We start from the raw sequence: 21,533 nt of genomic DNA on the forward strand, positions 1-21,533 counted from the left end.
CTGCTAGGCTGCGCGCGTTCGCAAAGGAAACTGCATGTCCGGTCACAGTCAGTTCGCCCTGCTCAGGCAGCGCCGCTTCTTGCCGTTCTTCGCCGTACAGGCGTTGGGCGCGTTCAACGACAATGTCTATCGGCAGGCCATCATCGGCCTGTTGTTCTACCTGGGCATCGATGCGGCGCAGCGCACGCTCTACACCAATCTGGCGCCGGCACTGTTCATCCTGCCGTACTTCCTGTTCTCCGCATTGGCCGGGCAGATCGCCGAGAAGCTGGAGAAGCAGAAGCTCATCGTGATCACCACCACGATGGAGATCGCGATCATGTCGCTGGCGGCGGTGGGCTTTCTCACCGAGAACATGCCGATCCTGCTGATCGCGCTGTTCTGTACCGGCCTGCAGTCCACGCTGTTCGGGCCGGTGAAGTATTCGATCCTGCCCTCGGTGCTCAAGCCCGAGGAACTTACCGGCGGCAACGGCCTGGTCGAGATGGGCACCTCGATCTCGATCCTGTGCGGCATGATCTTCGGCGGGCTGATCTTCCAGATCGCCGGCAGCCACGGCCCGGTCGCTGCGGCTACCGCAGTCATTGCCATTGCCGTCACCGGCAACCTGGTCGCGCGGCTGGTGCCCAAGGTCGATGCCGGCGCGCCCGGGCTGACCATCAACTGGAACCCCATTCCCGAATCGCGCGCCATCATGCGCCTGACCCGGCGCACGCCGGCAGTGCGCAACGCGGTGCTCGGGGTGTCGTGGTTCTGGTTCGTCGGCACCGTGCTGACCGCCCAGTTGCCCACCTACGCGCAGGTCAATCTTGGCGGCCAGCAGGATCTGTACGTGTTCGCGCTGGCGCTGTTTTCGATCGGCACCGGCGTGGGGTCGTTGCTGTGCGAACGGCTGTCCGGGCGCACCGTGGAAATCGGGTTGGTGCCGCTGGGTGCGTTCGGCATCAGCGCGTTTTTGCTGGATCTTTATTTCGCGCGTCCCGGCGTCGCGCCTACCACCGATCTGTCGATCGGCCAGTTCGTGCAGCAGCCCGGCAGCGTGCGCCTGATCGTGGATCTGGTCGGCATCGGCCTGTTCACCGGTTTGTTCGTGGTGCCGTTGTTCGCGTTGATCCAGAGCCGCACGCCCAAGGCCGAACTCTCGCGCGTGATCGCCGGGCTCAACATCCAGAACTCGTTGTTCATCGTCACTGCGGCCATCATCGGCATCGCGCTGCAGTTGCCGCAGCTGGTGCTGTTCGGGGTGCGCATTCCGCTGCCGGGCCTGAGCATTCCGCAGGTGTTCCTGGCGCTGGCGCTGGCCAATACGCTGGTGGCGCTGTGGATCTTCACCCTGGTGCCCGAGTTCCTGATGCGCTTTCTCAGCTGGGTGCTGGTGAGCGTGCTGTATCGGCTGCGCGCGCGCGACATCGACACGCACGTGCCCGATGAAGGCGCCGCGCTGCTGGTCTGCAACCACGTCAGCTACATGGACGCGCTGATCCTGTCGGCGGTGATTCCGCGCCCGGTACGCTTTGTCATGTACTACAAGATCTTCCGTATCCCGGTGATGCGCTGGATCTTCCGCACCGCCAAGGCGATTCCGATCGCGGGCGCGCGCGAAGACCCCGCGCTGATGCAGCAGGCCTTCGACCGCATCGATGCCGCGCTGGCCGACGGCGAGCTGGTGTGCATCTTCCCCGAAGGCGCGTTGACCAAGGATGGCGAGATTGCGCCGTTCAAATCGGGCGTGGAAAAGATCCTCGAGCGCCGCCAGGTGCCGGTGATTCCGATGGCGCTGCGTGGCATGTGGTCCAGCATGTGGAGCCGCCGCGATACCCGCCTGGGCCGCATGCGCGTGCCGCGCAGGATGCGCGCGCATATCGAAGTGGCCGCTGCGGCAGCGGTTCCCGGCAACGCGGCGACCGCTGCGCTGCTCGAACGGCAGGTGCGGGCGCTGCGTCAGGATCAGCCATGAGTGCGGCGAGCGCGGGCTTTGCGTCCGTCGCGCGCCGCGAGTAGCCTGTGCGCCATCACACGTTTTGCCGCCGCGCTCGCCTGGCGAACGCGACAGGTCGTATTGGGGGAAGTCGTCGTGCTCAACATCATCGCGCCTGAGGCATCTGCCGCGATCGGCTGCTGCTGCTCATTGCAGCGGCCGGCGATCGCGCCGGTAGCCATGTGCGGCCGTTGTGTGCCCGCACCTACGACCGTCGCCACTGCTGCGGCACGCGCCGGATAACCCTCCCCACTCACCCATCAGTTCGCAGTCGTTTACCACCCAAGGAGCTTCACCATGAGTGCCATCCCACCGCCGATCCATCCCTCGTCCAGCGCCGCACCCGGCCCGGTCCCCAATCACCTGATCTGGGCGATCGTCTCCACCGTGCTCGGCTTCTGCCTGTGCTGCCCGGCCCTGATCAGCGGCATCGTGGCGATCGTGTTCTCCAGCAAGGTCAACGGCCTGCTCAACCAGGGCGACATCGACGGCGCACGGCGCGCCTCCAACACCGCCAAGACCTGGTGCATCGTGACCAGCGTGCTGGCCGTCATCGGTCTGCTGATCAACATCGGCATGGTCGCCACCGGCGGCATGCAGGGCTACATGGACTACATGCAGCAGTTGCAGCACATGCAGTAATGGAGTTGCGTCCACGCTATTGGCTTGGACTCGGGGCGGCCACCAGCGTGGCCGCCTTTGGCGTGAGCTTGTTGTATCGCTTCGATCCGAACGCGAGCAACAGCCCGTTCCCGCCCTGCGTGTTCCGTGCTGTGACCGGCTGCTATTGCCCCGGTTGCGGCATGACCCGCGCGCTGTACGCGCTGGTGCACTTCGATCTCCCCGGCGCCTTCGCCATGAACCCCGCCGCCGTCCTCGGCCTGTTCACCCTGCCCGGCCTGATCGCCTGGAAAGCCGGCTGGCGCGCGCGCTGGTTCGCACCGGTCGTGACCGTGATGTCCGAACCGAAATTTTGGTTGTGGGCGTTGCCGACGTATTGGGTTGCCAGGAATTTGCCTTGGTACCCGTTTACCTTGCTGGCACCGGGTTAGCAGATCGCGAACAGCCGCTCGATCAAAATCAGTCTGCGCGGCTACCGCACCCACCCGGCAATCACCAGCAACGCCAGCACCACCATCCACAGCAGCAGCACGCGCCAGACCAGGCTCATCGCATCGCGCACCTCCGGCAGGCGACGCCACACCGGTACTAATCCGGAATCGGTGTAGTCGTGCGCTTCTTCGCGTAGCTCGGCGCTGACGCTGGCACGCGCCACCGCACCGAGAAAATGCGGCTCCAACGACCAGCGATTGCCGTGCGCTTGCCGCCAGGCGCGGAACACCGTGTCGAAATTGCCCACCAGCGCCATCGAGAATGTGATCAACTGCGCCACCGGCCATTCCAGCGCGGCCAGCAGCCAGCGCGCGCCGGCCAGATTGCGTGGCGGCAGCAGCACCGACAGCGGGCTTTCCACCGCCAATGCCGTGAGCCGGTACAGCACAGCTCCGAACGGCCCCAGCAGCAAAAACCACCACAACACCGCGAACCAGCGCCGCAGGCCGTTGACCACCACTGCTTCCACCAGCGACGGCGCATCTTCGTGCACGCTGCCGCCGGCTGCCTGCAACTGCGCAATCGCATCGCGCCGCGCGCCGGGCTCGTCGGCATCGATCACCGCTTCCACATCGCGATCCAGGTCGCGCGGCCCCCAGGTCCAGGCCAGCACCGCCACACCGAACAGCAAGGCCAAAAACCCGCGCCACACATCGTCCAGCAGCCATTGCAGCAGCAGGACAACCAGCAAGGCCGGCAACAGCGCCAGCAGCACGCCATAGCGCCCCTGCCACGCACCGCGCCCGGCCGCATGACTGTCCAGCCGGCGCAACCAGTGGGCGAACCATTCAAAACGTCGCAGCCGCACCACGTGAGCAGGCACCAGGTGCCCCAGTGCAAGTGCGACGACGACGGCAACCAGGGTGGTGAACATGGGTGGGCCTCCTCAGCCGAGTCTAGCCGAGCCGATGCCAGCGCACCTGATCTGCCCGCGTTGCACTGATCGGCCGGACTCAACCATGCGTGCGGTGCCAGTGCTCGATCAGCGCGCGCGCGATGGAAATACGTGGCGGCAAGCCGATGCTGCCCTCGTCCGCCAATGCAGCGGTGACCTCGGCATGCGTGACCCAACGCGCGTCTTCCAGCTCGCCGGTCACCTGCGGCACCTCGGTGGCTGCAGCACGCGCGGTAAAGCCCAGCATCAACGCACCCGGAAAAGGCCATGGTTGCGCGCCCAGATAGCGGCAGTCCTGCACAAGCACGCGGGTTTCCTCGAACACCTCGCGCGCCACCGTCTGCTCCAGCGATTCGCCGGGTTCGACGAAGCCGGCAATCACCGAATACCGCCCCGGCGCCCAACTTGCCTGCCGCCCCAACAACACGCGCTCGCCATCGCTGACCGCCACGATGATGGCCGGATCCACACGCGGGTAGTGCTCGGTCCGACACTGCGTGCAGTGCGCGATGAAGCCGGCACGCCGGAAGGCGATCGCCCCGCCACACACGCCGCAAAACCGCGTGCGCGACTGCCAATGCAACATTGCGCGCGCATAGGCGTAGGCAGTGGCGATGTCGGCCGGCCAATCTGCGGCGGCCTGCCGCAGATCGATGCTTTGCGGCGCCTGCACGCCGCTCTGATCGGCCGGCAAGCAAAACCAGCCGACGTCATCGCGCAGGCCCAGAAAAATCGCCGCCTCCGGCCCGTCGCCGAGCGCCGCGCCCTCCATCAGCAAGGGTTGACCCTGCGCGTCGGCGAGCGCAGCGCCCTTGGCATCGAGCAACAAGACGCGGCCCTGCGGCCACAGACGCGCCAATGCATCGGGATCGTCACGCAACAGATCGCCACGATCGAGCGGCGCGTGGGTGAAGGCACATTCGGAGGTTGAAAAGAAAGACTCGGACATCGGCGCAAGCCTGCCGATAATCGGCATCGCCTGCAACCGTCGCACACGCTCTGACGGCCTCGCTACCGGCGCGTGTTCAGACGTGGATGCCAGCAGCGCCCGCCGGTTGATTGCCGCGTGGTGACAGCAAGGCGCGCGCTGCCCGGATCGCGAGGCAGCGCGCGCAGTTGTCAAGGCACTCAGGCAACGATGTCCGACTCCGCCGTCATCCTCCGCCTCGCCGCTCGCATCGGCGCGACGGCATCACTGGGCAGGCTTGCGACAGATCCCTGACCTGCAGATCATCCGCATCCGGCAGATCGAATCGAGCCGATGACCGTCGCGTCAGCGCTGCTTGTCCAGCAACTGATGCCGCACCGCGACGATGCACGGTTCATTGGTCGTCAGATGGACGAATGCCGAGTTGTCGTTGGAGTCGCCACTGCCGATGTCGACCAGCGCTACCTGCGTGCTGCCACGACGCTTGAAGCCGGCGATCGCGGTCACCGCGTTCTTGAGCGGAATGGTCGCGTCGTTGGACGAACCGCACAGCAGCGTTGGCGTCTGCGGTTTCCACTCCAGCAGATCGTTGCGCGCCAGATCCTTGCGGAACGGGTTGTTGGGGTTGCTGGCAACATCACGGTAGAACCCGGGCTGGAAATACGCCTTGAGCTGATCGATCCCAGGCAGCGTATCGCCAAGGACCAGATCGGTCAGGCCCAGCTTGCCGGGGAACAGCGCCTCGACCCTGGCCGCCCACGGATCCTGAAACACCTGCCCCGCGGCCAGATAGATATTGCGATAGGTGTGCTGCATCGCGACGATGGCGTAGCTGCCCAAAATGATGCCGAAGCTGCTTTCGCCTACCGCATTGCTTCCGCTCCAGCTGTCCACAAAGGTCTGCTCCAGCGCGTAAGGTCCGGAAATCGGCGCGCTGGCAACCAACTGAAATTCCTTGGACAGATGCGCCTCGATCTCCCGCTGGGTGGCCAGTGCGGCATGGCCGCCTTGCGAATACCCCGACAGCATGACCTTGCCGGACAGCGGTGTGTTCAACCGCTGCAGAACGCTGCGCGCCGCGCGTAGTGCATCGACCATCGCACTCGCCTCGGACGCGCTATGCAGGTAGGGATGGAAGCCGTAGCTGGATTTGCCAAGTCCCAGATAATCGCTGCTGACCACGACATAGCCTTGGCTGGCCAGACGCGTCACCAGCGGGTCATCACCCTTGGCGTCACGGATGTCCTTGGCCTGCTCCTCATTGCGAATGGTCGCGGTCGACCGGCCCCAGCCCAGCAGCGGATAGGGCCCGCTGCAGCGCTCGCCACCCGGAATCAGCACCACGCCCGATGCGGTGGCCGGTTCGCCATTGACGCCGATCGTTGCATAGGTGAACTCGGCCACGCGCACGTTGCATTTGGGCTGTTCGGCCGCTGGCTCTGAGGCAAGCGATACGGCAATCGCATCCCGGGTGTAGCTGGTCAGAAAATTGCTGTTGAGCAAGGTGCCGCGTGCAGGCGATGCCTGGGCGCTGGGCACAAGCACCGCGCCGGCGACGCCGAGCATGGTCAACAGGCCGAACGCCGATCGGGATGCGAGTTGCAACATGCTGAGATGTTCTCTGCTGAAGGAACCGAACGGGCAACAGCGATTCACGGCACGCAGGATCGGCATCTAGCTGTCCGATCAACGCGCGGGAGCTGGCAATGTGATCGCGACGCCATGGCGTGGGATGAGTGCTGTGTGCGGCACCCTCGCGCGGCGCAATGGCGAGTGCCGCCAGCGCGCGTCAGGTCGATACAGGACGCAGGGATAAGGCGAGCATGTCGTAGCACCGGCATTGAGCATGCGGGCAGTATGGCCGCCGCCACGCGCGCGCCACCTCGCGCGCACGAAGCTTGCGCGCGCCCGGCGAAACCCGCAGCACGGAAATGTTTGCAACGCGTTAGACATGCGCTCTGCTGGCGCATCGCGCGCCACCGACACCTTGGCGATCGTCCGCGCAGTGCGTAGATCACATCATTCGGCGCTTAAAAAAACCGACCACCGCATCAGCACCACGCGCAAGCTGGAGCAAACGCGCCTGGTTTAGACGCTGAAGCTGCTACCGCACCCGCAGGTGGTCTTGGCATTGGGATTGCGGATCACGAACTGCGCACCGGTCAGGCTTTCGGTGTAGTCCACTTCGGCACCCATCAGGTATTGCAGGCTCAGCGGGTCGACCAACAGCGTCACGCCATCGGTGGCCACGGACAGGTCGTCTTCGGCACGGTTCTCATCGAACTCGAAGCCATACTGGAAGCCGGAACAGCCGCCCCCCTGGATATACACACGCAATGCCAGCTCGGCATTGCCTTCTTCCTGGATCAGCTCGCGCACCTTGGCGGCGGCGGCCACGGAAAAGTTCAGTGGCCGGTCGATGGACTGGTAGTCCGGTGCCGGGGCGGCGGTGGGAAGCGAAACGAGCGTGCTCATGGCGTCAGCATGGGGGCCAGGCGGCCCCACTTCAAGCGGTGGCTGCCGAACCCCGTGCCGCGCTTCAGCCGCGCACGAGCCACTCAGGCCTCGGCGGTTTCGGCTTGCAGCGCGTTGACCGGCCCGGCGCGGCTGGCGTCCGGCGCCGGCAACGCAGCGGTTGCGCCTGCACTGGCGGCGTGGATCAACCGTCCTGTGAGCTGCGCACCGGCGCTCATTTCCACCACTTGGTAATGCACATTGCCCTCCACGCGCGCGTTGGCGGCCAGTTCGACCCGCTCGGCGGCATGCACATCGCCGGTCAGCTGGCCGTTGATGATCACCACCGGCGCGCGCACTTCACCCTCGATGCTGCCCTGCTCGGCCACCGTCAAGGTGGCGCTGGCGCCGTCTTCGGCAATGACCTTGCCCAGGATGCGGCCTTCCACATACAGCCCGCCGCTGAACATCAGGTCGCCGCGAATGATCACTTGCGGCCCGATCAAGGTGTCGACCACGGTCTGCGCACCACGGTTGGACTTGTTTCCGAACATGAGCTACTCCCCCGCGCCATTGCCGGCGACTTTCCAGTCGAATGTCTGATTGACCGGCGCCCCATCGCCGCTCAGGGAGATTTTGACACGTTGCGGAGTGAAATCCTTCGGCAGGATCACGCTGCCGTCCAATTGCTGGAAATAGCGGAACGAATACGGCTGCCCGGCGGCCTCGGGTTTCTGGTGCAGCTCGTTCCAGCTCACCGTCACCAGCTTGCCGGCGCGCACGCCTTCCACCGCAAAGCGCAGCTGCCCCTGGCTGATTGCGCCGCGGTTGAGGTTCTGGGTCAGCACCACGCTGTAATTCCAGGTGCCGCCGGCCTCGGCGGTGAACTGCACCGAATGCGCGTTGAGCCCCTTGCGCTGCGCGGTGGAGCCAACCAGCCGCTCGTAGAAGGCCACATCGGCGCGCAGCGCGGCGATCTGCTCATCGCGCTCGGCCAGCGAGGCCTGCACCTCGGTATTGGCGGCGCGGCTGATCTTGTCGGACATCGCCAGATTGACCTGGCGCTGCTGTAGTTGCTCGATCAGCCGTCGTTGCTGGGCCTGGCTACGCTGCGCCTGCTGCAGCGCCGCCTCGGCTTCGACCAGACGCGGCGCGGCGGTGCGGCTGGCCATCCACCACACCCCGCCCAGCGATGCCAGCCACACCAGAGCGATCACCAACCACAGCCAGCGGCCGCTGGAACGGCTACCACCCGAGTCACGTTGGACGATCTGAACGCGTGCGGCTGGTCGCATGGGCATCGGGTCCGGACAGGCCGGCGCAGTCATGGGCGGCGTAGTGTGCCAGAGCGCCACCGACCGTCGCGCTAGCGCTGGACCGGCGGTTATCCCAAAGTTCTGCGATAGTTCTGCAATTGTTTGCAGAGATTGACGACGCCATGAACGAAGCCCACCTGTTCGTGATCGGCATCCTGCTGGCCTGGCTGGCCGGCATTCGTGTCTATCTCACCGTGTTCGGCGTCGGCCTGGCCGGCCTGCTCGGCTGGATCGAACTGCCGCCCGCCCTGCACCCGGCACAGTCCTGGTGGGTGCTCGGCACCTCGGGCGCACTGGCCGTGGCCGAATTCTTCGCCGACAAGATCCCCGGCGTGGATTCGGGCTGGGACCTGCTGCAGACGCTGGCCCGCGTGCCGGCCGGTGCGTTTCTGGCCGCCGCCACGCTGTCGCCCGATGGCGATCTGGGCACGGGCGCACTGGCGGCCGGCGCCGGCGTGGCGCTGACCAGCCACACGCTCAAGGCCGGCACCCGCGCCTTGCTCAACACCTCGCCGGAGCCGGCCAGCAACTGGATCGCATCGCTCACCGAAGACGCCGTCGCCACTACCGCACTGGCGCTGGCACTGGCGCATCCGTGGCTGGCACTGAGTGTTGCGGTGGGCTCCAGCGTGCTGGCCGCGCTGGTGGTGTGGTGGGTATGGCGCCTGCTGTGGCGGGGCATGCGTCGGCTGGTCGCACCCACGCGCCCGGCCACCACGCCGGCTGCACGCAGGTCCCCGCTATCGTGAAGTTCATCGCATAATCATCGCGACTGCAGGGAGTATCGATGGCCGCCCGAAATCCGGTTCCTTCCACCCGTGACGACACCGCCACGCGCAATCGTCTGCTGCGCGCAGAGACGCCGCCGGCCGACCATTGGCGCCGTTGGGTCGACGAGACGGCTGCTTCCGACAGCGCTGCGCCGGTGAGTGCGGCAATCATTCCCGCACCTGCGGGCGTGGCCGCGCCCGGAGCTCAGGCGCAAACGGTGACCTCGATCAGCGCTGCGCGCGCCACGCCGCCAGCACCGCCATCCGCAACGCAGGCGGCAACCCGCGAAGGCGACGGCAGCGTGGCTGCAGATGCGCCATATCGCGTGCTGATCGTCGAAGACGACCGCTCGCAAGCCTTGTTCGCACAAAGCGTGTTGCACGGTGCCGGCATGCATGCGCAGGTGGAAATGACCGCTGCCAGCGTGCCGCAGGCGATCCAGGACTACCACCCGGATCTGATCCTGATGGATCTGCACATGCCAGAGCTGGACGGCATCCGCTTGACCACCTTGATCCGCCAACAACCCGGCCAGCAGTTGCTGCCGATCGTGTTCCTGACCGGCGACCCGGATCCGGAGCGCCAGTTCGAAGTGCTCGACAGCGGCGCCGACGATTTCCTGACCAAGCCGATCCGCCCGCGCCACCTGATTGCCGCAGTGTCCAACCGCATTCGCCGCGCGCGCCAACAGGCGCTGCAACAGACCGGCGAACAGGTCAGCGTGCGCAGCAATCCGGAAACCGGCTTGCCGACGCGCAACCATGTGATGGGACTGCTCGCCGAGGCGCTGGAGCGCAAGCAGTCCGGCGGCTTGTTCTTTATCGAAATCGCCAGTGCGCTCGGCCTGCGTGAGCGCTACGGTTATGCCGCCTACGAGCGCCTGATGACCCAGGCCGGCCATCGCCTGGCCAGTGCTGCGCACCCGTATCCGCTGGCGCGCTTGAACGACAACAGCTTTTTGCTGCTGGGCGTGGACATGCCGGAAAACAGTCTGGAACAGCACGCGCTGGAGATCCGCCAGCGGCTGTCCGCCAATGCCTTCTCGGTGCGCGAAGAAGAATCCGTGCACGTGCGCTGCGCCATTGGCGTCGCACCGCTGGGACTAGGCTTCGACGACACCGGCAGCGCGCTGGAAGCGGTCGAACGCACCGCCTTGCAGGCACGCCTGCGCAGCGAGGGGGTGCAGGTCTATCTGGCCCCCAGCCAGGCCGAGCAACAGGAGCAACTGCGCCTGGTCGAAGGCCAGCTCGAACTGGCCTATCAGCCGATCGTGGCGGTGGCCGGCGGCGACACCGCGCAGTACCAGGTGCTGCTGCGGCTGCGCCAGGCCGATGGCACGCTGCTGTCGGCCGGCCAGGTGATTCCCGCCGCCGAAGCGGCCGGACGCATCGCCGATCTGGACCAGCAGGTCATGGATCACGCGCTCGGCCTGCTGCATCTGTACCAGCATGCCCATCCGCCGCTGCGCCTGTTCGTCTCGCAATCCCCGCGCACACTGGCGCGCGATGCCTTCGCCGACTGGCTGCTCACGGCGCTGGTCGAACGCGGCGTGGCCGGGCAATCGCTGATCGTGGATCTGCGCCTGGACGATGCCTTGATCCACGCGGTCACCGTGCAGCAGTTCTGCGCCAAGCTGATGCCGGCCGGCGTGCAGTTCTGCCTCAGCCAGTTCGAGCCCGGCGACGAAGCCAACGCACTGCTGAGCCAATTGCCGCTGAGTTTCGTGCGCATGGCCAACCGCTTTGCCGACGCCCACGGCAATGCCACAGTGCGCGATCAACTGCGCAGCGTGATCGATATCGCCCATCAGCGCGGTTTGCTGATCATCGGCCAGCGCATCGAAGATCCGCAGGCGGCCGCAGCGATGTGGATGAGCGGCGTGGACTTCATCCAGGGCAACCTGGTGCAGACGGTCGGCAAGGAACTGGACTTCGACTTCACGAACGCGGTGCTGTGAAGTGACAGCGCGGGCAGGAGGCCTTCGCGCCTGGAGCAGCCTGGCCATGCTGGCCGCCCTTGCCGCAGCGCTGGGGGCGGGCCTGCAGTGGTCTGCCATCGATGGTCCATGGCTGGCGTTGACGGCAACGTCTGCAGCGCTCGCGGTAGTACTGGGCGTATGCGCTGCCATCACCGCGTATCGCAGTGCACACGCCCAGCACGCCTTGGCGCAACGCCTCGAAGAAACCGAGGTCGCCCGCGAGCGCCTGCAGCAGGAGCTGCAACGCCAGGGCGAACTCGAGCAGGAACTGCTGCGCGCCAAACAGGCCGCCGAAGCCGCCACGCTGGCCAAGGGCGAATTTTTGGCCACCATGAGCCATGAGATCCGCACCCCGCTCAACGGCATCATTCCGATGCTGGAACTGATCTCCAGCGGCCAGCTCAGCCTGGACCAGCGCGACATGCTGCAGACCGCCACCGGCAGTTCGCTGCAGCTGCTGCGCATCGTCGACGACATCCTCGACTACTCCAAACTCGAAGCCAACAAGCTCGAACTGGAGATCACCACCTTCAACCTGCGCGAACTGCTCGACGGCGTCGTGCAGCTGTTGCAGCGCACCGCCGAAGGCCGCCAGTTGCGCATCGGTCTGGAGATCGAGCCATCGGTGCGCCTGCTGGTGCGCGGTGACCCGATCCGCCTGCGCCAGGTGCTGGGCAACCTGATCGGCAACGCAATCAAGTTCACCGAACGTGGCAGCGTGGATATCCAGCTGCGTCGTCTTGGCGAAACCCGCGCTCAGCATCTGCTGCGCTTCCAGATCCGCGACACCGGGATCGGCATTGCGCAGGACCAGCAGGCGCGTCTGTTCCGCTCCTTCGCCCAGGCCGACGCCTCCACCACCCGCCTGTACGGCGGCACCGGGCTGGGGCTGGCGATCTGCAAGCGCATCATCGACCTGATGGGCGGCCGCATCGGGGTGGAATCCGAGCCCGGGCGCGGCGCCACCTTCTGGTTCGAGATCCCGCTGCTCAAGGTCATCGGCGACCTGCAGCAGAACACCGGCGCCGACGCCGCACGCGTCATGGTGATCAGTTCCGACACGCGCCTGTCGCAGCGTCTCAAGCGCCTGCTCGACAGCTGGGGCGTGTCGAATGTGCTGATGGAAACCACCCAGGAAGCGCTGGAGCGCGTGCGCCGCCACAGCGACACCGAAGGCTTCCGCTGCGTCATCGCCGACCACGACACGCTGCGCTACAGCGCCCGCGCCGTGCATCGCGCATTGGCCCAGCCCGCAGACCTGGGCGGCTCGCGCCTGATCTGGCTCTATGGCGACGAACCGGTGCCGTCCGAACTGCAGGACCACGCCACCCTGGTGCCGCGCCAGAGTCCGGACGAGACGCTGCGCTCGCTGGTGCTGCCGCCCGATCCGAAACCGGCCCAATCGCTCACGCTGGCCTCGGCGATGATCCCCGAGCCGTTGGCGCCGCCGCTGGCCAACGCACGCGAGGTGCGCATCCTGCTGGTGGAAGACAACCCGGTGAACCTGCTGGTCGCGCAGAAGCTGCTGGCGGTGCTCGGCTTCGACGCCGACACCGCCACCGATGGCGAAGCCGCGCTAGGCAGCATGGAATCCACCCGCTACGACATGGTCTTCATGGATTGCCAGATGCCGGTACTGGACGGCTATGCCGCCACCCGGCGCTGGCGCGCGATGGAAACCGAAAGTGGCGGCCGCCCGATCCCGATCGTGGCGATGACTGCCAACGCCATGGCCGGCGATCGCGAACGCTGCCTGGCCGCCGGCATGGATGACTATCTGTCCAAGCCGGTCGCGCGCGAACAAGTGGATGCCTGCCTGCAGCGCTGGCTACCACGCCAGCCTGCGCTGCCCGGTCCGACCAGTGGCGGCGCAGCCAGTGTGGAGTCCGAAAGCGCCAGCAACGCCGCTCAGGCGCGTGCGCTGCCGATCCTGGACAACAGCGTCATCGACGAGCTGTATGAGGTGGCGGGCGCAGACACCATCACCATCCTGCAGCTGTTCCTGGAAGACGCGCCGGGCATCATCGAACAACTGGAAACCGCAGCAGCCAATCGCGACAGCATGCAGCTGCGCGATCTGGCCCACACGCTCAAGTCGTCCAGCGCCAACGTCGGCGCCCAGGCGGTCTCCAATGCAGCACGCCGCATCGAACTGGCCGCACGCACCGGCACCGTCGAACGCCCCTCGGTGATGGTGGCGCTGGTCATCGCCGAATACGCCCGCGCCCGCCTGGCACTGCTAGGCCAGGTCGCACGCCTGCAAGCAAAGACCCACGCAGCCAGCTGAGCGATCAGGAGCCTAGGCCGAGTCATACCAGCTAGCCAACAAAACGCGCCGCCCAAGAACAACCCGACAGCTGCCTCAGCAGACCTCAATCGTCCAGCTTGGTCAGCAAATAATTCGGCTCGCCAATCCGCGCCACCAGATCCAGCTGCGTCTCCAGCCAGTCGATGTGCTCTTCTTCCGACTCCAGAATGTCCACCAGCAGCTGACGGCTCACGTAGTCGTTGACGGTCTCCGCATACGCCACCGCCTCGCGCAGCACAGCCACCGCTTCGCGCTCAAGCGCCAGATCGCAACGGAACATCTCGGTCGGGTTCTCACCGATGCGCAGCTTGCCCAGCGCCTGGAAATTGGGAAGCCCCTCGAGAAACAGGATGCGGTCGGACAGCTTGTCCGCATGCTTCATCTCGTCGATGGATTCCTTGTACTCATGCTCGGCCAGTTCTTTCAGGCCCCAGTTCTTCAGCATCTTGGCGTGCAAGAAGTACTGGTTGATCGCAGTGAGTTCGTTGTAGAGCACCTTGTTGAGGCACTCGATGACTTTGGTATCGCCCTTCATGCGATGTCTCCGAGACAGTAAGCCGGCCGCACTCTAACGCGTTGGCGCGGCGCATGAAGGAACGCGAATCGTGATCAGTTGCGGGACGCGTGGGGCGACCGCTGTGTGAAGCGCCGTACCGCCCTTGGCTAGGCCGACCCGGCGCTCGATCTCGAAGAAAACCGTAGACGGCGCAATCCTGGAGAGATGTTCGAGAGACGCTGGTCGGAGCTACCGGTGGTCAAAGCACGCGGCTTTGCACGCCTCAGGCTGCGCTCGCCAGCCCCAGCATGGGCAACGGCAGCGCGCGGGTCGCGTGCGCCTGGCTCAGCAGGTCGCTGGCCATCTCCAGGCACGAACCGCAGTTGGAACCACAGCCGGTGCGCATGGTCAGCTCGGCCAGGCTGGCGCAGCCACTCTGGGCCGCTTCGCGGATCTGGTGGTCGGTGACCCCATTGCAGATGCAGACGTACACGGTATCGGTCGGGTGCTGGCGATCCGGAGAGGACCGGGGCTGATTGCACCGCAAACGAGAATAGGTGTCAATTCCAAACGTTAATCATTATTAATCCGCACCGTGCGAGCCCCGCTGCGCTTACGCGGACGCTTGCGTGGGCTGTCGTGCCCCGCTGCGCTGCTGCCTGGCAACCACGCCTCCAGCGCACGCTCGGGCATCACACCGACAGCGGCCGGCCCCGCCAGGTTCTGCGCCAGTGGCGCCAGATGGCGCAGCGCACGCGCGTAGACGCCGCGTTTGAACATCACCACATGCTCGACCGGATACCAGAAATCCACCCAGCGCCAGTGGTCGAACTCCGGGGTATCGGTCTGGTCGAGCTTGAGGTGGGATTCTTCGCCAGTGAATTGCAACAGGAACCAGACCTGCTTCTGGCCGATGCATACCTGGCGCTCGTTGCGGCGCACCGCCCGGCTGGGCAGGCGATAGCGTAGCCATCCAGGGGTGGCGCCGAGCACGGACACATGCTCGGGCAACAACCCGGTTTCTTCGCGCAACTCGCGGTACATGGCTTCGACGGGTGTCTCATCGGTATTCATGCCACCTTGCGGAAACTGCCAGCCGTCCCTGCGCACACGTCGTGCCCAGAACACCTGACCGTCTTGCCGCATCAGCACGATGCCAACGTTTGGCCGGAAGCCGTCCGGATCGATCACGATGCGGACTCCTGAAAATCTACTGTCACCGACTCTGCCACGGCGACGGCCAGCTCACAAGCTGAAAACGAAATACTTGACAACACACGGGCACGTAGTGAGAATTGCCGGCTCCCTAGGCTATGTAGCTCAGCCGGTTAGAGCACAGCACTCATAATGCTGGGGTCGGTGGTTCGAGTCCACCCATAGCCACCAAGGTATTCATGCGCACACTGGCATGCGATAATCTTGGCCCAACACGTTTTATTGCCCCGTCGCCAAGCGGTAAGGCACCTGACTCTGACTCAGGCATCGGTGGTTCGAATCCATCCGGGGCAGCCAAACACGAAAGGTCCGATCGAAAGATCGGGCCTTTTTTGTTGCCTGATGGTTTTGAGCCAAGCGCAGTCCCACATCCCAGAAACGACAAAAGCCCGGCATAACCGGGCTTTTGAAGCAGGCGCCCCGACGAGCCGGGACGCAGCAAACGCGATGGATCAGCGCTTGGAGAACTGGGTAGCGCGACGGGCCTTGTGCAGACCGACCTTCTTACGCTCGACTTCGCGGGCGTCACGGGTCATGAAGCCAGCCTTGCGCAGCTCGGACTTCAGGGTTTCGTCGTATTCGACCAGCGCACGGGCGATGCCCAGACGGATCGCACCGGCCTGGCCGGTGGTGCCGCCGCCCGAAGCGGTGACCAGGATGTCGAAGCTTTCGGTGTTCTTGGTCAGCTCAAGCGGCTGACGCACGATCATGCGCGCAGTTTCGCGACCGAAGAACTTGTCCAACGGCAGGCCGTTGACCGAAATGTTGCCGGTACCCTTGCGCAGAAACACGCGAGCGGTGGAGGACTTGCGGCGACCGGTGCCGTAGTTTTGCGTGATAGCCATGATTAGATATCCAGAACTTGCGGCTGCTGAGCGGCGTGCGGATGCTCGGCACCCGAATAGACCTTGAGCTTGCGGTACATGGTGCGGCCCAGGGGACCCTTCGGCAGCATGCCCTTGACGGCGATTTCGATCACGCGCTCCGGGTGGCGCTGCAGCGCCTGCTCCAGGCTCTCGGTCTTCAAGTTACCGATGTAGCCGGTGAAGCGGTGATACTTCTTGTCTTTCAGCTTGTTGCCCGTGACCACGATCTTTTCTGCATTGATCACCACGAGGTAATCGCCAGTATCGACGTGAGGGGTATAGATCGGCTTGTGCTTACCGCGCAGGCGGCTAGCCAGTTCGGTGCAGAGACGGCCAAGCGTCTTGCCGGCGGCGTCAACGAGATACCAGTCGCGCTGGACGGTCTCGGACTTGGCGGTGAACGTAGTCATGAGGAAGCTCTTGAGTAGTCGGGCGGATTGCAGCGGCGATGACCGCTGGAACTTTGCCACGCGTTGTGAAGGCGAAACAGAAGAGGTGGGATTGTACGGGATGCCCCGTGGCGGCGCAAGTCGCCCCACCGGCCGGCGCCGGGCGGTTGGCAGCACGCCAGCCGGGGGCCAGAATCGCCGGATGACCCAGACCTCTTCATTCCGACTGCATAGCCCGCTCGACCGGCTCCTGGTCGAAGCCCAGCGCGCGCTGGACACGGTGTTCGGCAACCCGCCTGCCGAGCGACCCAACCCAGCCGCCGACACGCCCGACATCGCGCTGGAACCAGACCAACGCCGGCATGCCGCCGGGCTGATGCGCATCAACCATGTCGGCGAGGTCTGCGCGCAAGGCCTGTACTTCGGCCAGGCGGCGGTCGCCCGCGATGCCCACACCCAGCAACACTTGCTGGAAGCGGCGCAGGAAGAAACCGACCACCTGGCCTGGTGCGCCGACCGTCTGTACGAACTGGACAGCCGCCCCAGCCTGTTCAACCCGCTCTGGTACGCCGGCAGCTACACCCTCGGCGCACTGGCCGGATTGCGCGGCGACGACTGGAGCCTGGGCTTCGTGGTCGAGACCGAGCGCCAGGTCGAAGCCCATCTGGACGAGCACCTGGAAACCCTGCCCGAGATCGACCAGCGCAGCCGCGCCATCCTGCGCGTGATGAAAATCGACGAAGCACGCCACGCCGATCAGGCCGAACAGGCCGGCGCCCGCATCTTGCCGCCGCCGATTCCCAGCGCCATGGCCCTGGCCTCCAAGCTGATGAAGACCATCGCCTACCGCTTTTAGGCGGTTCGCTTTAGGCGAGCTTCAAGCCAATCACACCGGCAACGATCAGGCCGATGCACGCCAGGCGCGGCCACGACGCGCTATCGCCGAATAACGCGATGCCAGCGATGGTGACGCCGACTGCGCCAATGCCGGTCCAGATCGCGTAACCGGTTCCCACCGGGATGGTCTTCAGTGCCTGCGTCAACAACCACAGACTGATGGCTGCCAGGCCGACCGTCAGCACGGTCGGCCACAGGCGCGTAAAACCGTCGCTGTACTTCAGGCCCATGGCAAAGCCGATTTCGAACAGGCCGGCCAACAACAGATAGATCCAGGGCATCGCATCACTCCTCACTTGGAAAACGCACAAAAAAAAGCGACCCAGTGTTTGCACACTGGGCCGCCGTCGGCTGTGGAACGCGAGGTCATCGCGTGGCGGGCCGTCCCGCCTTGCATCTTGCGCGCGCTTGCAAACAAGCACGCAACAGGTCGAATCCTGCGCTTATTCGCTCAGGTTACGCCCGTGGAACAGCTCTTCGATTTCGCGCTTCAACAGCGTTTCGATCTTCATGCGCTCCTTGAACGAGAGGTTCTTGGCGCGCTCTTCGAACAGGTACTGATCGAGATCGAAGTCCTTCAGGTGCATCTTCGTGTGGAAGATATTTTCCTGATACACATTGACGTCGAACATCTCGTAGCGCGACTTCACGTTCTTGGCCATGAAGTGCTGGATCGAGTTGATCTTGTGGTCGATGTAGTGCTTCTTGCCCTTTACATCGCGGGTAAAGCCACGGACACGGTAGTCCATGATCACGATGTCCGATTCCAGACTCTCGATCAGGTAGTTCAGCGCCTTCAACGGCGAGATCACACCGCACGTGGCGACGTCGATATCGGCGCGGAATGTCGCGATGCCTTCCTGCGGATGCGTCTCGGGATATGTATGGACAGTGATATGACTCTTGTCCATATGAGCAACCACGGCTTCAGGAATCAACTCCTTGCCGGCCTGCTTTTTGTCGATGACGGGCTCTTCCGAGATGAGGATCGTCACCGACGCGCCCTGCGGATCGTAGTCCTGACGTGCGATATTGAGGATGTTGGCGCCAATGATCTCGGCCACGTCGGTCAGGATCTGCGTCAGACGGTCCGCGTCGTATTGCTCATCGATGTACTCGATGTAGCGCTGACGCTCCTCTTCGGTACGCGCGTAACAGACGTCGTAGATGTTGAAGCTCAACGCCTTGGTGAGGTTGTTGAACCCCTGTAGCCTCAGGCGAGGCAACGGCTTGACCACGTCGGTCTGTCCTTATGGAAGGCGGGAAAGGAGTCAATTATGAGCCAAAGATCCCAGCAACGAAATGCCGACGTTGAGAATGGTTTACCTTGCATGACTCATGCCGTTAAGCTTCAGGAATTACACGCGGAACTACCATGAACCCAGGAAACACGACGGTTGTCACCACGTCGGTACGTAACGCCACCCCTTATCTGGCACTGGACGCTGGCACGATTGAGCGTTTTCTGGCGCACAGCCACCGCAGGCGCTATCCGACCCGGACCGATGTGTTCCGGCCAGGAGACCCGGCCGGCACCCTCTATTACGTTGTCAGCGGCTCGGTCAGCATCATCGCCGAGGAAGATGACGATCGTGAGTTGGTGCTGGGCTACTTCGGCAGTGGCGAGTTCGTCGGCGAGATGGGGTTGTTCATCGAATCCGATACGCGCGAGGTGATCTTGCGCACCCGCACCCAATGCGAACTGGCCGAAATCAGCTACGAGCGGTTGCAGCAACTGTTCCAGACCAGTCTGTCACCGGATGCGCCACGCATCCTGTACGCGATTGGCGTTCAACTCTCAAAGCGATTGCTCGATACCACAAGGAAAGCCAGTCGCCTGGCATTCCTGGACGTGACCGATCGCATCGTGCGTACGCTGCACGATCTGTCCAAGGAGCCTGAAGCGATGAGCCATCCGCAGGGCACCCAGCTGCGCGTTTCGCGGCAGGAGTTGGCACGCCTTGTCGGTTGCTCGCGCGAAATGGCCGGCCGCGTGCTCAAGAAACTGCAAGCCGATGGTCTGTTGCATGCGCGCGGCAAGACCGTCGTGCTGTACGGCACGCGCTAAGCGCGCGCTTAGCGGTTGTGGTCGCGGTTGGTGCAACATCGCACCGACCGCAGTTTGAGCCGCGTGTCGCAAGGCATGCGGACTGATGCAGTCAGGCGCTTTCCGCTATCGATTGCCGGGCGTGTGCTGCGCATTGCCCACCATTCCCCTGTAGCCGACTGCGTGCATTGCACCCGCTCCTTCAGCGAGCTCAGGCCCATCGCTTACTGATCGGTACTTGAGCATCAGTCCGCCAATGTGTCTGCCGGGATTGCGCTCACTGGGCGAAGCACTTTTCTTGTCTGGACTGCGCACCTGACTACGCACTGACCGCATGCCCTGCCTGAGGCGCATATGTCTCTGACAACAGGCGCTACAGCGCCTTGCCGCCGCGGTCGCGACAGCCCCAGTTGAGGATCGGTGTGCCTGCGGGCAGCACCTGACGGAACAGTGCCTCGCGATTGGCTTTGGGGTTGACCACCACCGGTGCGCGCGCGGCCTTCAACAGCGGCAGATCGGCCGTGCTGTCCGAATAGGCGATGGCGATGTCGGCATAGCCGCGCTCGCGCAGCATGCGCATCTTTTCTTCGTTGTGGCAGTGGCGCCGCGCAGTGACCGCACCCAGGCGTGGGCCGACCAGGCTGCCGATCACCGGCACGTCCTGATGCGCGACGAAGCCGAGAATCGCACGTGCCAGTTCCGGCGGTGCGCCGGTGGCGACCACGACCCGATCGCCTGCGGCGCGATGGTCGGTAAACACCTTCAACGCATGCGGCAGCAAGCGCTGCCGGATCTGCGCTTCATGCTTGAGCACGTACGCATCGATGAAGCGATTGAATTCGCGCGTGCGATGCAGGCCGAAGGTGGCGATCCACACATAGCCGGAGACACCGCGCCTGCGGGTCGGCAGCATCGCCACCATCGGGCCGAGAATTGGCGAAGCCAACAAGGCCACCAGCAGACGCAACGGGTTGCGTTTGATCAGCCAGGCAAACAGATGGCTGCCGGAATCGCCGTCGTATAGCGTGTGGTCGAAATCGAAGACCACCAGCGGGGCGTCGTCGCGCGGTGCGGGATACGACTCAGTCATGCGCAAAGAATAGCTGACGCAGCGACTCGCCGGGTTCGGGCGCGCGCATGAAGGTCTCGCCGACCAGAAACGCGTTCACATCGTGGCTGCGCATCAACTGCACGTCGGCCGGAGTGACGATGCCGCTTTCGGTGACCAGAATGCGATCGCGCGGCACGGCGGCGCGCATGTCCAGCGTGGTCTGCAACGAGACCTCGAAGGTGCGCAGGTTGCGGTTGTTGATGCCCACCAGCGGCACCGGTACCTGCACGGCGCGCTCGAGCTCGTCGATGTCGTGCACTTCCACCAATACATCCAGACCAAGTTGCATGGCCAGGCCGGACAGATCGGCCAGCTGCGCGTCTTCCAGCGCCGAAACGATCAGCAGGATGCAGTCGGCACCGAGCACGCGCGCTTCGTAGACCTGATAGGGGTCGACAGTGAAATCCTTGCGCAGCACCGGCAGCGTGCAGGCCTCGCGCGCTTGCTGAAGATACGCATCGGCGCCCTGGAAGAAATCCACGTCGGTGAGTACCGACAGGCAACTGGCCCCACCGAACTCGTAACTGACGGCGATGTCGGCCGGATGAAAGTCTGGCCGGATCACGCCTTTGGACGGGCTGGCCTTCTTCACTTCGGCGATCACGGCCGGGTCGCCGGCGGCGATGCTGGCCTGCATGGCGGCAGCAAAGCCGCGTGTGAGCGGCAGGTCGGCGCAGCGCGCGACCAGCTCGGCCAGCGGCACGCGTGCACTGCGCTCGGCGATTTCTTCGGCCTTGCGGGCAAGGATGGTGTTGAGGATATCGCTCATCG

The 21,533-nt window shown here is 64.6% G+C and carries 23 protein-coding genes and 2 tRNA genes; 10 read left to right on the top strand and 15 right to left on the bottom strand.

Going from position 1 to position 21,533, the window contains the following annotated elements; translation table 11 throughout:
- Positions 1-34: 34 nt before the first annotated feature.
- From NYR97_RS05175 to NYR97_RS05185, 3 genes are all read left to right on the top strand, one after another.
- Complete coding sequence (locus NYR97_RS05175) at positions 35-1,957, top strand: MFS transporter (RefSeq protein ID WP_316696967.1); 1,923 nt, start codon at positions 35-37, stop codon at positions 1,955-1,957.
- Positions 1,958-2,275: 318 nt separating this feature from the next.
- Positions 2,276-2,620, top strand: coding sequence for a CD225/dispanin family protein (locus NYR97_RS05180; protein WP_006450995.1), 345 nt, complete (start codon positions 2,276-2,278; stop codon positions 2,618-2,620).
- A complete protein-coding gene (locus NYR97_RS05185; protein WP_316696968.1) occupies positions 2,620-3,030 on the top strand; it encodes a DUF2752 domain-containing protein in 411 nt (136 codons plus the stop codon). Before NYR97_RS05180 ends, NYR97_RS05185 begins: the two co-directional genes overlap by 1 nt.
- A gap of 41 nt (positions 3,031-3,071) precedes the next feature.
- Here the strand turns inward: NYR97_RS05185 and NYR97_RS05190 are convergent, their stop codons facing one another.
- From NYR97_RS05190 to NYR97_RS05215, 6 genes are all read right to left on the bottom strand, one after another.
- Complete coding sequence (locus NYR97_RS05190; RefSeq protein WP_316696969.1) at positions 3,072-3,965, bottom strand: hypothetical protein; 894 nt, start codon at positions 3,963-3,965, stop codon at positions 3,072-3,074.
- A gap of 79 nt (positions 3,966-4,044) precedes the next feature.
- Entirely contained in the window at positions 4,045-4,935 is an 891-nt protein-coding gene (gene nudC / locus NYR97_RS05195; RefSeq protein ID WP_316696971.1) for an NAD(+) diphosphatase, read from the bottom strand.
- Between the two features lie 324 nt (positions 4,936-5,259).
- Positions 5,260-6,522 carry a lipase family protein gene (locus NYR97_RS05200; RefSeq protein WP_316696973.1) on the bottom strand — a complete coding sequence of 421 codons (1,263 nt, stop codon included), beginning with the start codon at positions 6,520-6,522 and terminating at the stop codon, positions 5,260-5,262.
- Between the two features lie 480 nt (positions 6,523-7,002).
- On the bottom strand, positions 7,003-7,389 hold the full coding sequence (gene erpA / locus NYR97_RS05205) for an iron-sulfur cluster insertion protein ErpA (protein WP_006451000.1): 387 nt from the start codon (positions 7,387-7,389) through the stop codon (positions 7,003-7,005).
- Positions 7,390-7,472: 83 nt separating this feature from the next.
- On the bottom strand, positions 7,473-7,922 hold the full coding sequence (locus NYR97_RS05210; protein ID WP_205393539.1) for a bactofilin family protein: 450 nt from the start codon (positions 7,920-7,922) through the stop codon (positions 7,473-7,475).
- A 3-nt stretch (positions 7,923-7,925) separates the two neighbouring features.
- Positions 7,926-8,663, bottom strand: a complete 738-nt coding sequence (locus tag NYR97_RS05215) for a DUF6776 family protein (RefSeq protein WP_316696974.1) — start codon at positions 8,661-8,663, stop codon at positions 7,926-7,928.
- Positions 8,664-8,806: 143 nt separating this feature from the next.
- Here NYR97_RS05215 and NYR97_RS05220 point away from each other — a divergent pair, with 143 nt between their 5' ends.
- Genes NYR97_RS05220 through NYR97_RS05230 form a run of 3 tightly spaced genes read left to right on the top strand, consistent with a single transcriptional unit; the run spans position 8,807 to position 13,720 of the window.
- Complete coding sequence (locus NYR97_RS05220) at positions 8,807-9,433, top strand: DUF4126 domain-containing protein (protein WP_316696975.1); 627 nt, start codon at positions 8,807-8,809, stop codon at positions 9,431-9,433.
- A gap of 38 nt (positions 9,434-9,471) precedes the next feature.
- Complete coding sequence (locus tag NYR97_RS05225) at positions 9,472-11,412, top strand: EAL domain-containing protein (RefSeq protein ID WP_316696976.1); 1,941 nt, start codon at positions 9,472-9,474, stop codon at positions 11,410-11,412.
- 46 nt (positions 11,413-11,458) lie between these two features.
- Complete coding sequence (locus tag NYR97_RS05230; RefSeq protein WP_316696978.1) at positions 11,459-13,720, top strand: ATP-binding protein; 2,262 nt, start codon at positions 11,459-11,461, stop codon at positions 13,718-13,720.
- 85 nt (positions 13,721-13,805) lie between these two features.
- Here NYR97_RS05230 and bfr read toward each other — a convergent pair whose 3' ends face one another.
- The 3 genes from bfr to NYR97_RS05245 form a co-directional block, all read right to left on the bottom strand.
- Complete coding sequence (gene bfr, locus NYR97_RS05235) at positions 13,806-14,276, bottom strand: bacterioferritin (RefSeq protein ID WP_316696979.1); 471 nt, start codon at positions 14,274-14,276, stop codon at positions 13,806-13,808.
- 244 nt (positions 14,277-14,520) lie between these two features.
- A complete protein-coding gene (locus NYR97_RS05240) occupies positions 14,521-14,730 on the bottom strand; it encodes a (2Fe-2S)-binding protein (RefSeq protein ID WP_006451006.1) in 210 nt (69 codons plus the stop codon).
- Positions 14,731-14,810: 80 nt separating this feature from the next.
- Positions 14,811-15,428, bottom strand: a complete 618-nt coding sequence (locus NYR97_RS05245) for an RNA pyrophosphohydrolase (protein WP_104549712.1) — start codon at positions 15,426-15,428, stop codon at positions 14,811-14,813.
- A gap of 118 nt (positions 15,429-15,546) precedes the next feature.
- Between NYR97_RS05245 and NYR97_RS05250 the strand changes: the two genes are divergently transcribed.
- Positions 15,547-15,623: transfer RNA gene (locus NYR97_RS05250), tRNA-Met, on the top strand.
- A gap of 52 nt (positions 15,624-15,675) precedes the next feature.
- Positions 15,676-15,749: transfer RNA gene (locus NYR97_RS05255), tRNA-Gln, on the top strand.
- Positions 15,750-15,904: 155 nt separating this feature from the next.
- Here the strand turns inward: NYR97_RS05255 and rpsI are convergent.
- Together rpsI and rplM are read right to left on the bottom strand one after the other, a co-directional pair.
- A complete protein-coding gene (rpsI, locus tag NYR97_RS05260; RefSeq protein WP_006451008.1) occupies positions 15,905-16,297 on the bottom strand; it encodes a 30S ribosomal protein S9 in 393 nt (130 codons plus the stop codon).
- Positions 16,298-16,299: 2 nt separating this feature from the next.
- Entirely contained in the window at positions 16,300-16,728 is a 429-nt protein-coding gene (gene rplM, locus NYR97_RS05265) for a 50S ribosomal protein L13 (RefSeq protein ID WP_006451009.1), read from the bottom strand.
- A gap of 181 nt (positions 16,729-16,909) precedes the next feature.
- On the opposite strand from rplM, the gene coq7 reads away from it, so the two are divergent.
- On the top strand, positions 16,910-17,563 hold the full coding sequence (gene coq7, locus NYR97_RS05270; RefSeq protein ID WP_316696980.1) for a 2-polyprenyl-3-methyl-6-methoxy-1,4-benzoquinone monooxygenase: 654 nt from the start codon (positions 16,910-16,912) through the stop codon (positions 17,561-17,563).
- A gap of 10 nt (positions 17,564-17,573) precedes the next feature.
- Here the strand turns inward: coq7 and NYR97_RS05275 are convergent, their stop codons facing one another.
- Entirely contained in the window at positions 17,574-17,885 is a 312-nt protein-coding gene (locus tag NYR97_RS05275; RefSeq protein WP_023902394.1) for a DMT family transporter, read from the bottom strand.
- A gap of 162 nt (positions 17,886-18,047) precedes the next feature.
- Positions 18,048-18,842, bottom strand: coding sequence for an adenosylmethionine decarboxylase (gene speD, locus NYR97_RS05280; protein WP_006451012.1), 795 nt, complete (start codon positions 18,840-18,842; stop codon positions 18,048-18,050).
- 137 nt (positions 18,843-18,979) lie between these two features.
- On the opposite strand from speD, the gene crp reads away from it, so the two are divergent.
- Complete coding sequence (gene crp / locus NYR97_RS05285) at positions 18,980-19,672, top strand: cAMP-activated global transcriptional regulator CRP (RefSeq protein WP_316696983.1); 693 nt, start codon at positions 18,980-18,982, stop codon at positions 19,670-19,672.
- 352 nt (positions 19,673-20,024) lie between these two features.
- On the opposite strand, the gene NYR97_RS05290 is transcribed toward crp, so the two are convergent.
- Both NYR97_RS05290 and trpC read right to left on the bottom strand, forming a co-directional pair.
- Positions 20,025-20,741 carry a haloacid dehalogenase-like hydrolase gene (locus NYR97_RS05290; RefSeq protein WP_104549709.1) on the bottom strand — a complete coding sequence of 239 codons (717 nt, stop codon included), beginning with the start codon at positions 20,739-20,741 and terminating at the stop codon, positions 20,025-20,027.
- Complete coding sequence (gene trpC, locus NYR97_RS05295; protein ID WP_006451015.1) at positions 20,734-21,531, bottom strand: indole-3-glycerol phosphate synthase TrpC; 798 nt, start codon at positions 21,529-21,531, stop codon at positions 20,734-20,736. The genes NYR97_RS05290 and trpC overlap by 8 nt, the downstream gene beginning before the upstream one ends.
- Positions 21,532-21,533: the final 2 nt, after the last annotated feature.

This window comes from Xanthomonas hydrangeae (assembly GCF_032697525.1).
GTDB classification, from domain to species: domain Bacteria; phylum Pseudomonadota; class Gammaproteobacteria; order Xanthomonadales; family Xanthomonadaceae; genus Xanthomonas; species Xanthomonas hydrangeae.

Coding starts and splice junctions, on each gene's coding strand:
- bfr (WP_316696979.1), bottom strand. CDS start 14,276: ATGAAGGGCGATACCAAAGTCATCGAGTGCCTCAACAAGGTGCTCTAC.
- NYR97_RS05225 (WP_316696976.1), top strand. CDS start 9,472: ATGGCCGCCCGAAATCCGGTTCCTTCCACCCGTGACGACACCGCCACG.
- NYR97_RS05220 (WP_316696975.1), top strand. CDS start 8,807: ATGAACGAAGCCCACCTGTTCGTGATCGGCATCCTGCTGGCCTGGCTG.
- NYR97_RS05175 (WP_316696967.1), top strand. CDS start 35: ATGTCCGGTCACAGTCAGTTCGCCCTGCTCAGGCAGCGCCGCTTCTTG.
- NYR97_RS05275 (WP_023902394.1), bottom strand. CDS start 17,885: ATGCCCTGGATCTATCTGTTGTTGGCCGGCCTGTTCGAAATCGGCTTT.
- rpsI (WP_006451008.1), bottom strand. CDS start 16,297: ATGGCTATCACGCAAAACTACGGCACCGGTCGCCGCAAGTCCTCCACC.
- crp (WP_316696983.1), top strand. CDS start 18,980: ATGAACCCAGGAAACACGACGGTTGTCACCACGTCGGTACGTAACGCC.
- NYR97_RS05180 (WP_006450995.1), top strand. CDS start 2,276: ATGAGTGCCATCCCACCGCCGATCCATCCCTCGTCCAGCGCCGCACCC.
- coq7 (WP_316696980.1), top strand. CDS start 16,910: ATGACCCAGACCTCTTCATTCCGACTGCATAGCCCGCTCGACCGGCTC.
- NYR97_RS05230 (WP_316696978.1), top strand. CDS start 11,459: ATGCTGGCCGCCCTTGCCGCAGCGCTGGGGGCGGGCCTGCAGTGGTCT.
- nudC (WP_316696971.1), bottom strand. CDS start 4,935: ATGTCCGAGTCTTTCTTTTCAACCTCCGAATGTGCCTTCACCCACGCG.
- NYR97_RS05185 (WP_316696968.1), top strand. CDS start 2,620: ATGGAGTTGCGTCCACGCTATTGGCTTGGACTCGGGGCGGCCACCAGC.
- NYR97_RS05210 (WP_205393539.1), bottom strand. CDS start 7,922: ATGTTCGGAAACAAGTCCAACCGTGGTGCGCAGACCGTGGTCGACACC.
- NYR97_RS05200 (WP_316696973.1), bottom strand. CDS start 6,522: ATGTTGCAACTCGCATCCCGATCGGCGTTCGGCCTGTTGACCATGCTC.
- trpC (WP_006451015.1), bottom strand. CDS start 21,531: ATGAGCGATATCCTCAACACCATCCTTGCCCGCAAGGCCGAAGAAATC.
- NYR97_RS05290 (WP_104549709.1), bottom strand. CDS start 20,741: ATGACTGAGTCGTATCCCGCACCGCGCGACGACGCCCCGCTGGTGGTC.
- NYR97_RS05215 (WP_316696974.1), bottom strand. CDS start 8,663: ATGCGACCAGCCGCACGCGTTCAGATCGTCCAACGTGACTCGGGTGGT.
- NYR97_RS05190 (WP_316696969.1), bottom strand. CDS start 3,965: ATGTTCACCACCCTGGTTGCCGTCGTCGTCGCACTTGCACTGGGGCAC.
- erpA (WP_006451000.1), bottom strand. CDS start 7,389: ATGAGCACGCTCGTTTCGCTTCCCACCGCCGCCCCGGCACCGGACTAC.
- rplM (WP_006451009.1), bottom strand. CDS start 16,728: ATGACTACGTTCACCGCCAAGTCCGAGACCGTCCAGCGCGACTGGTAT.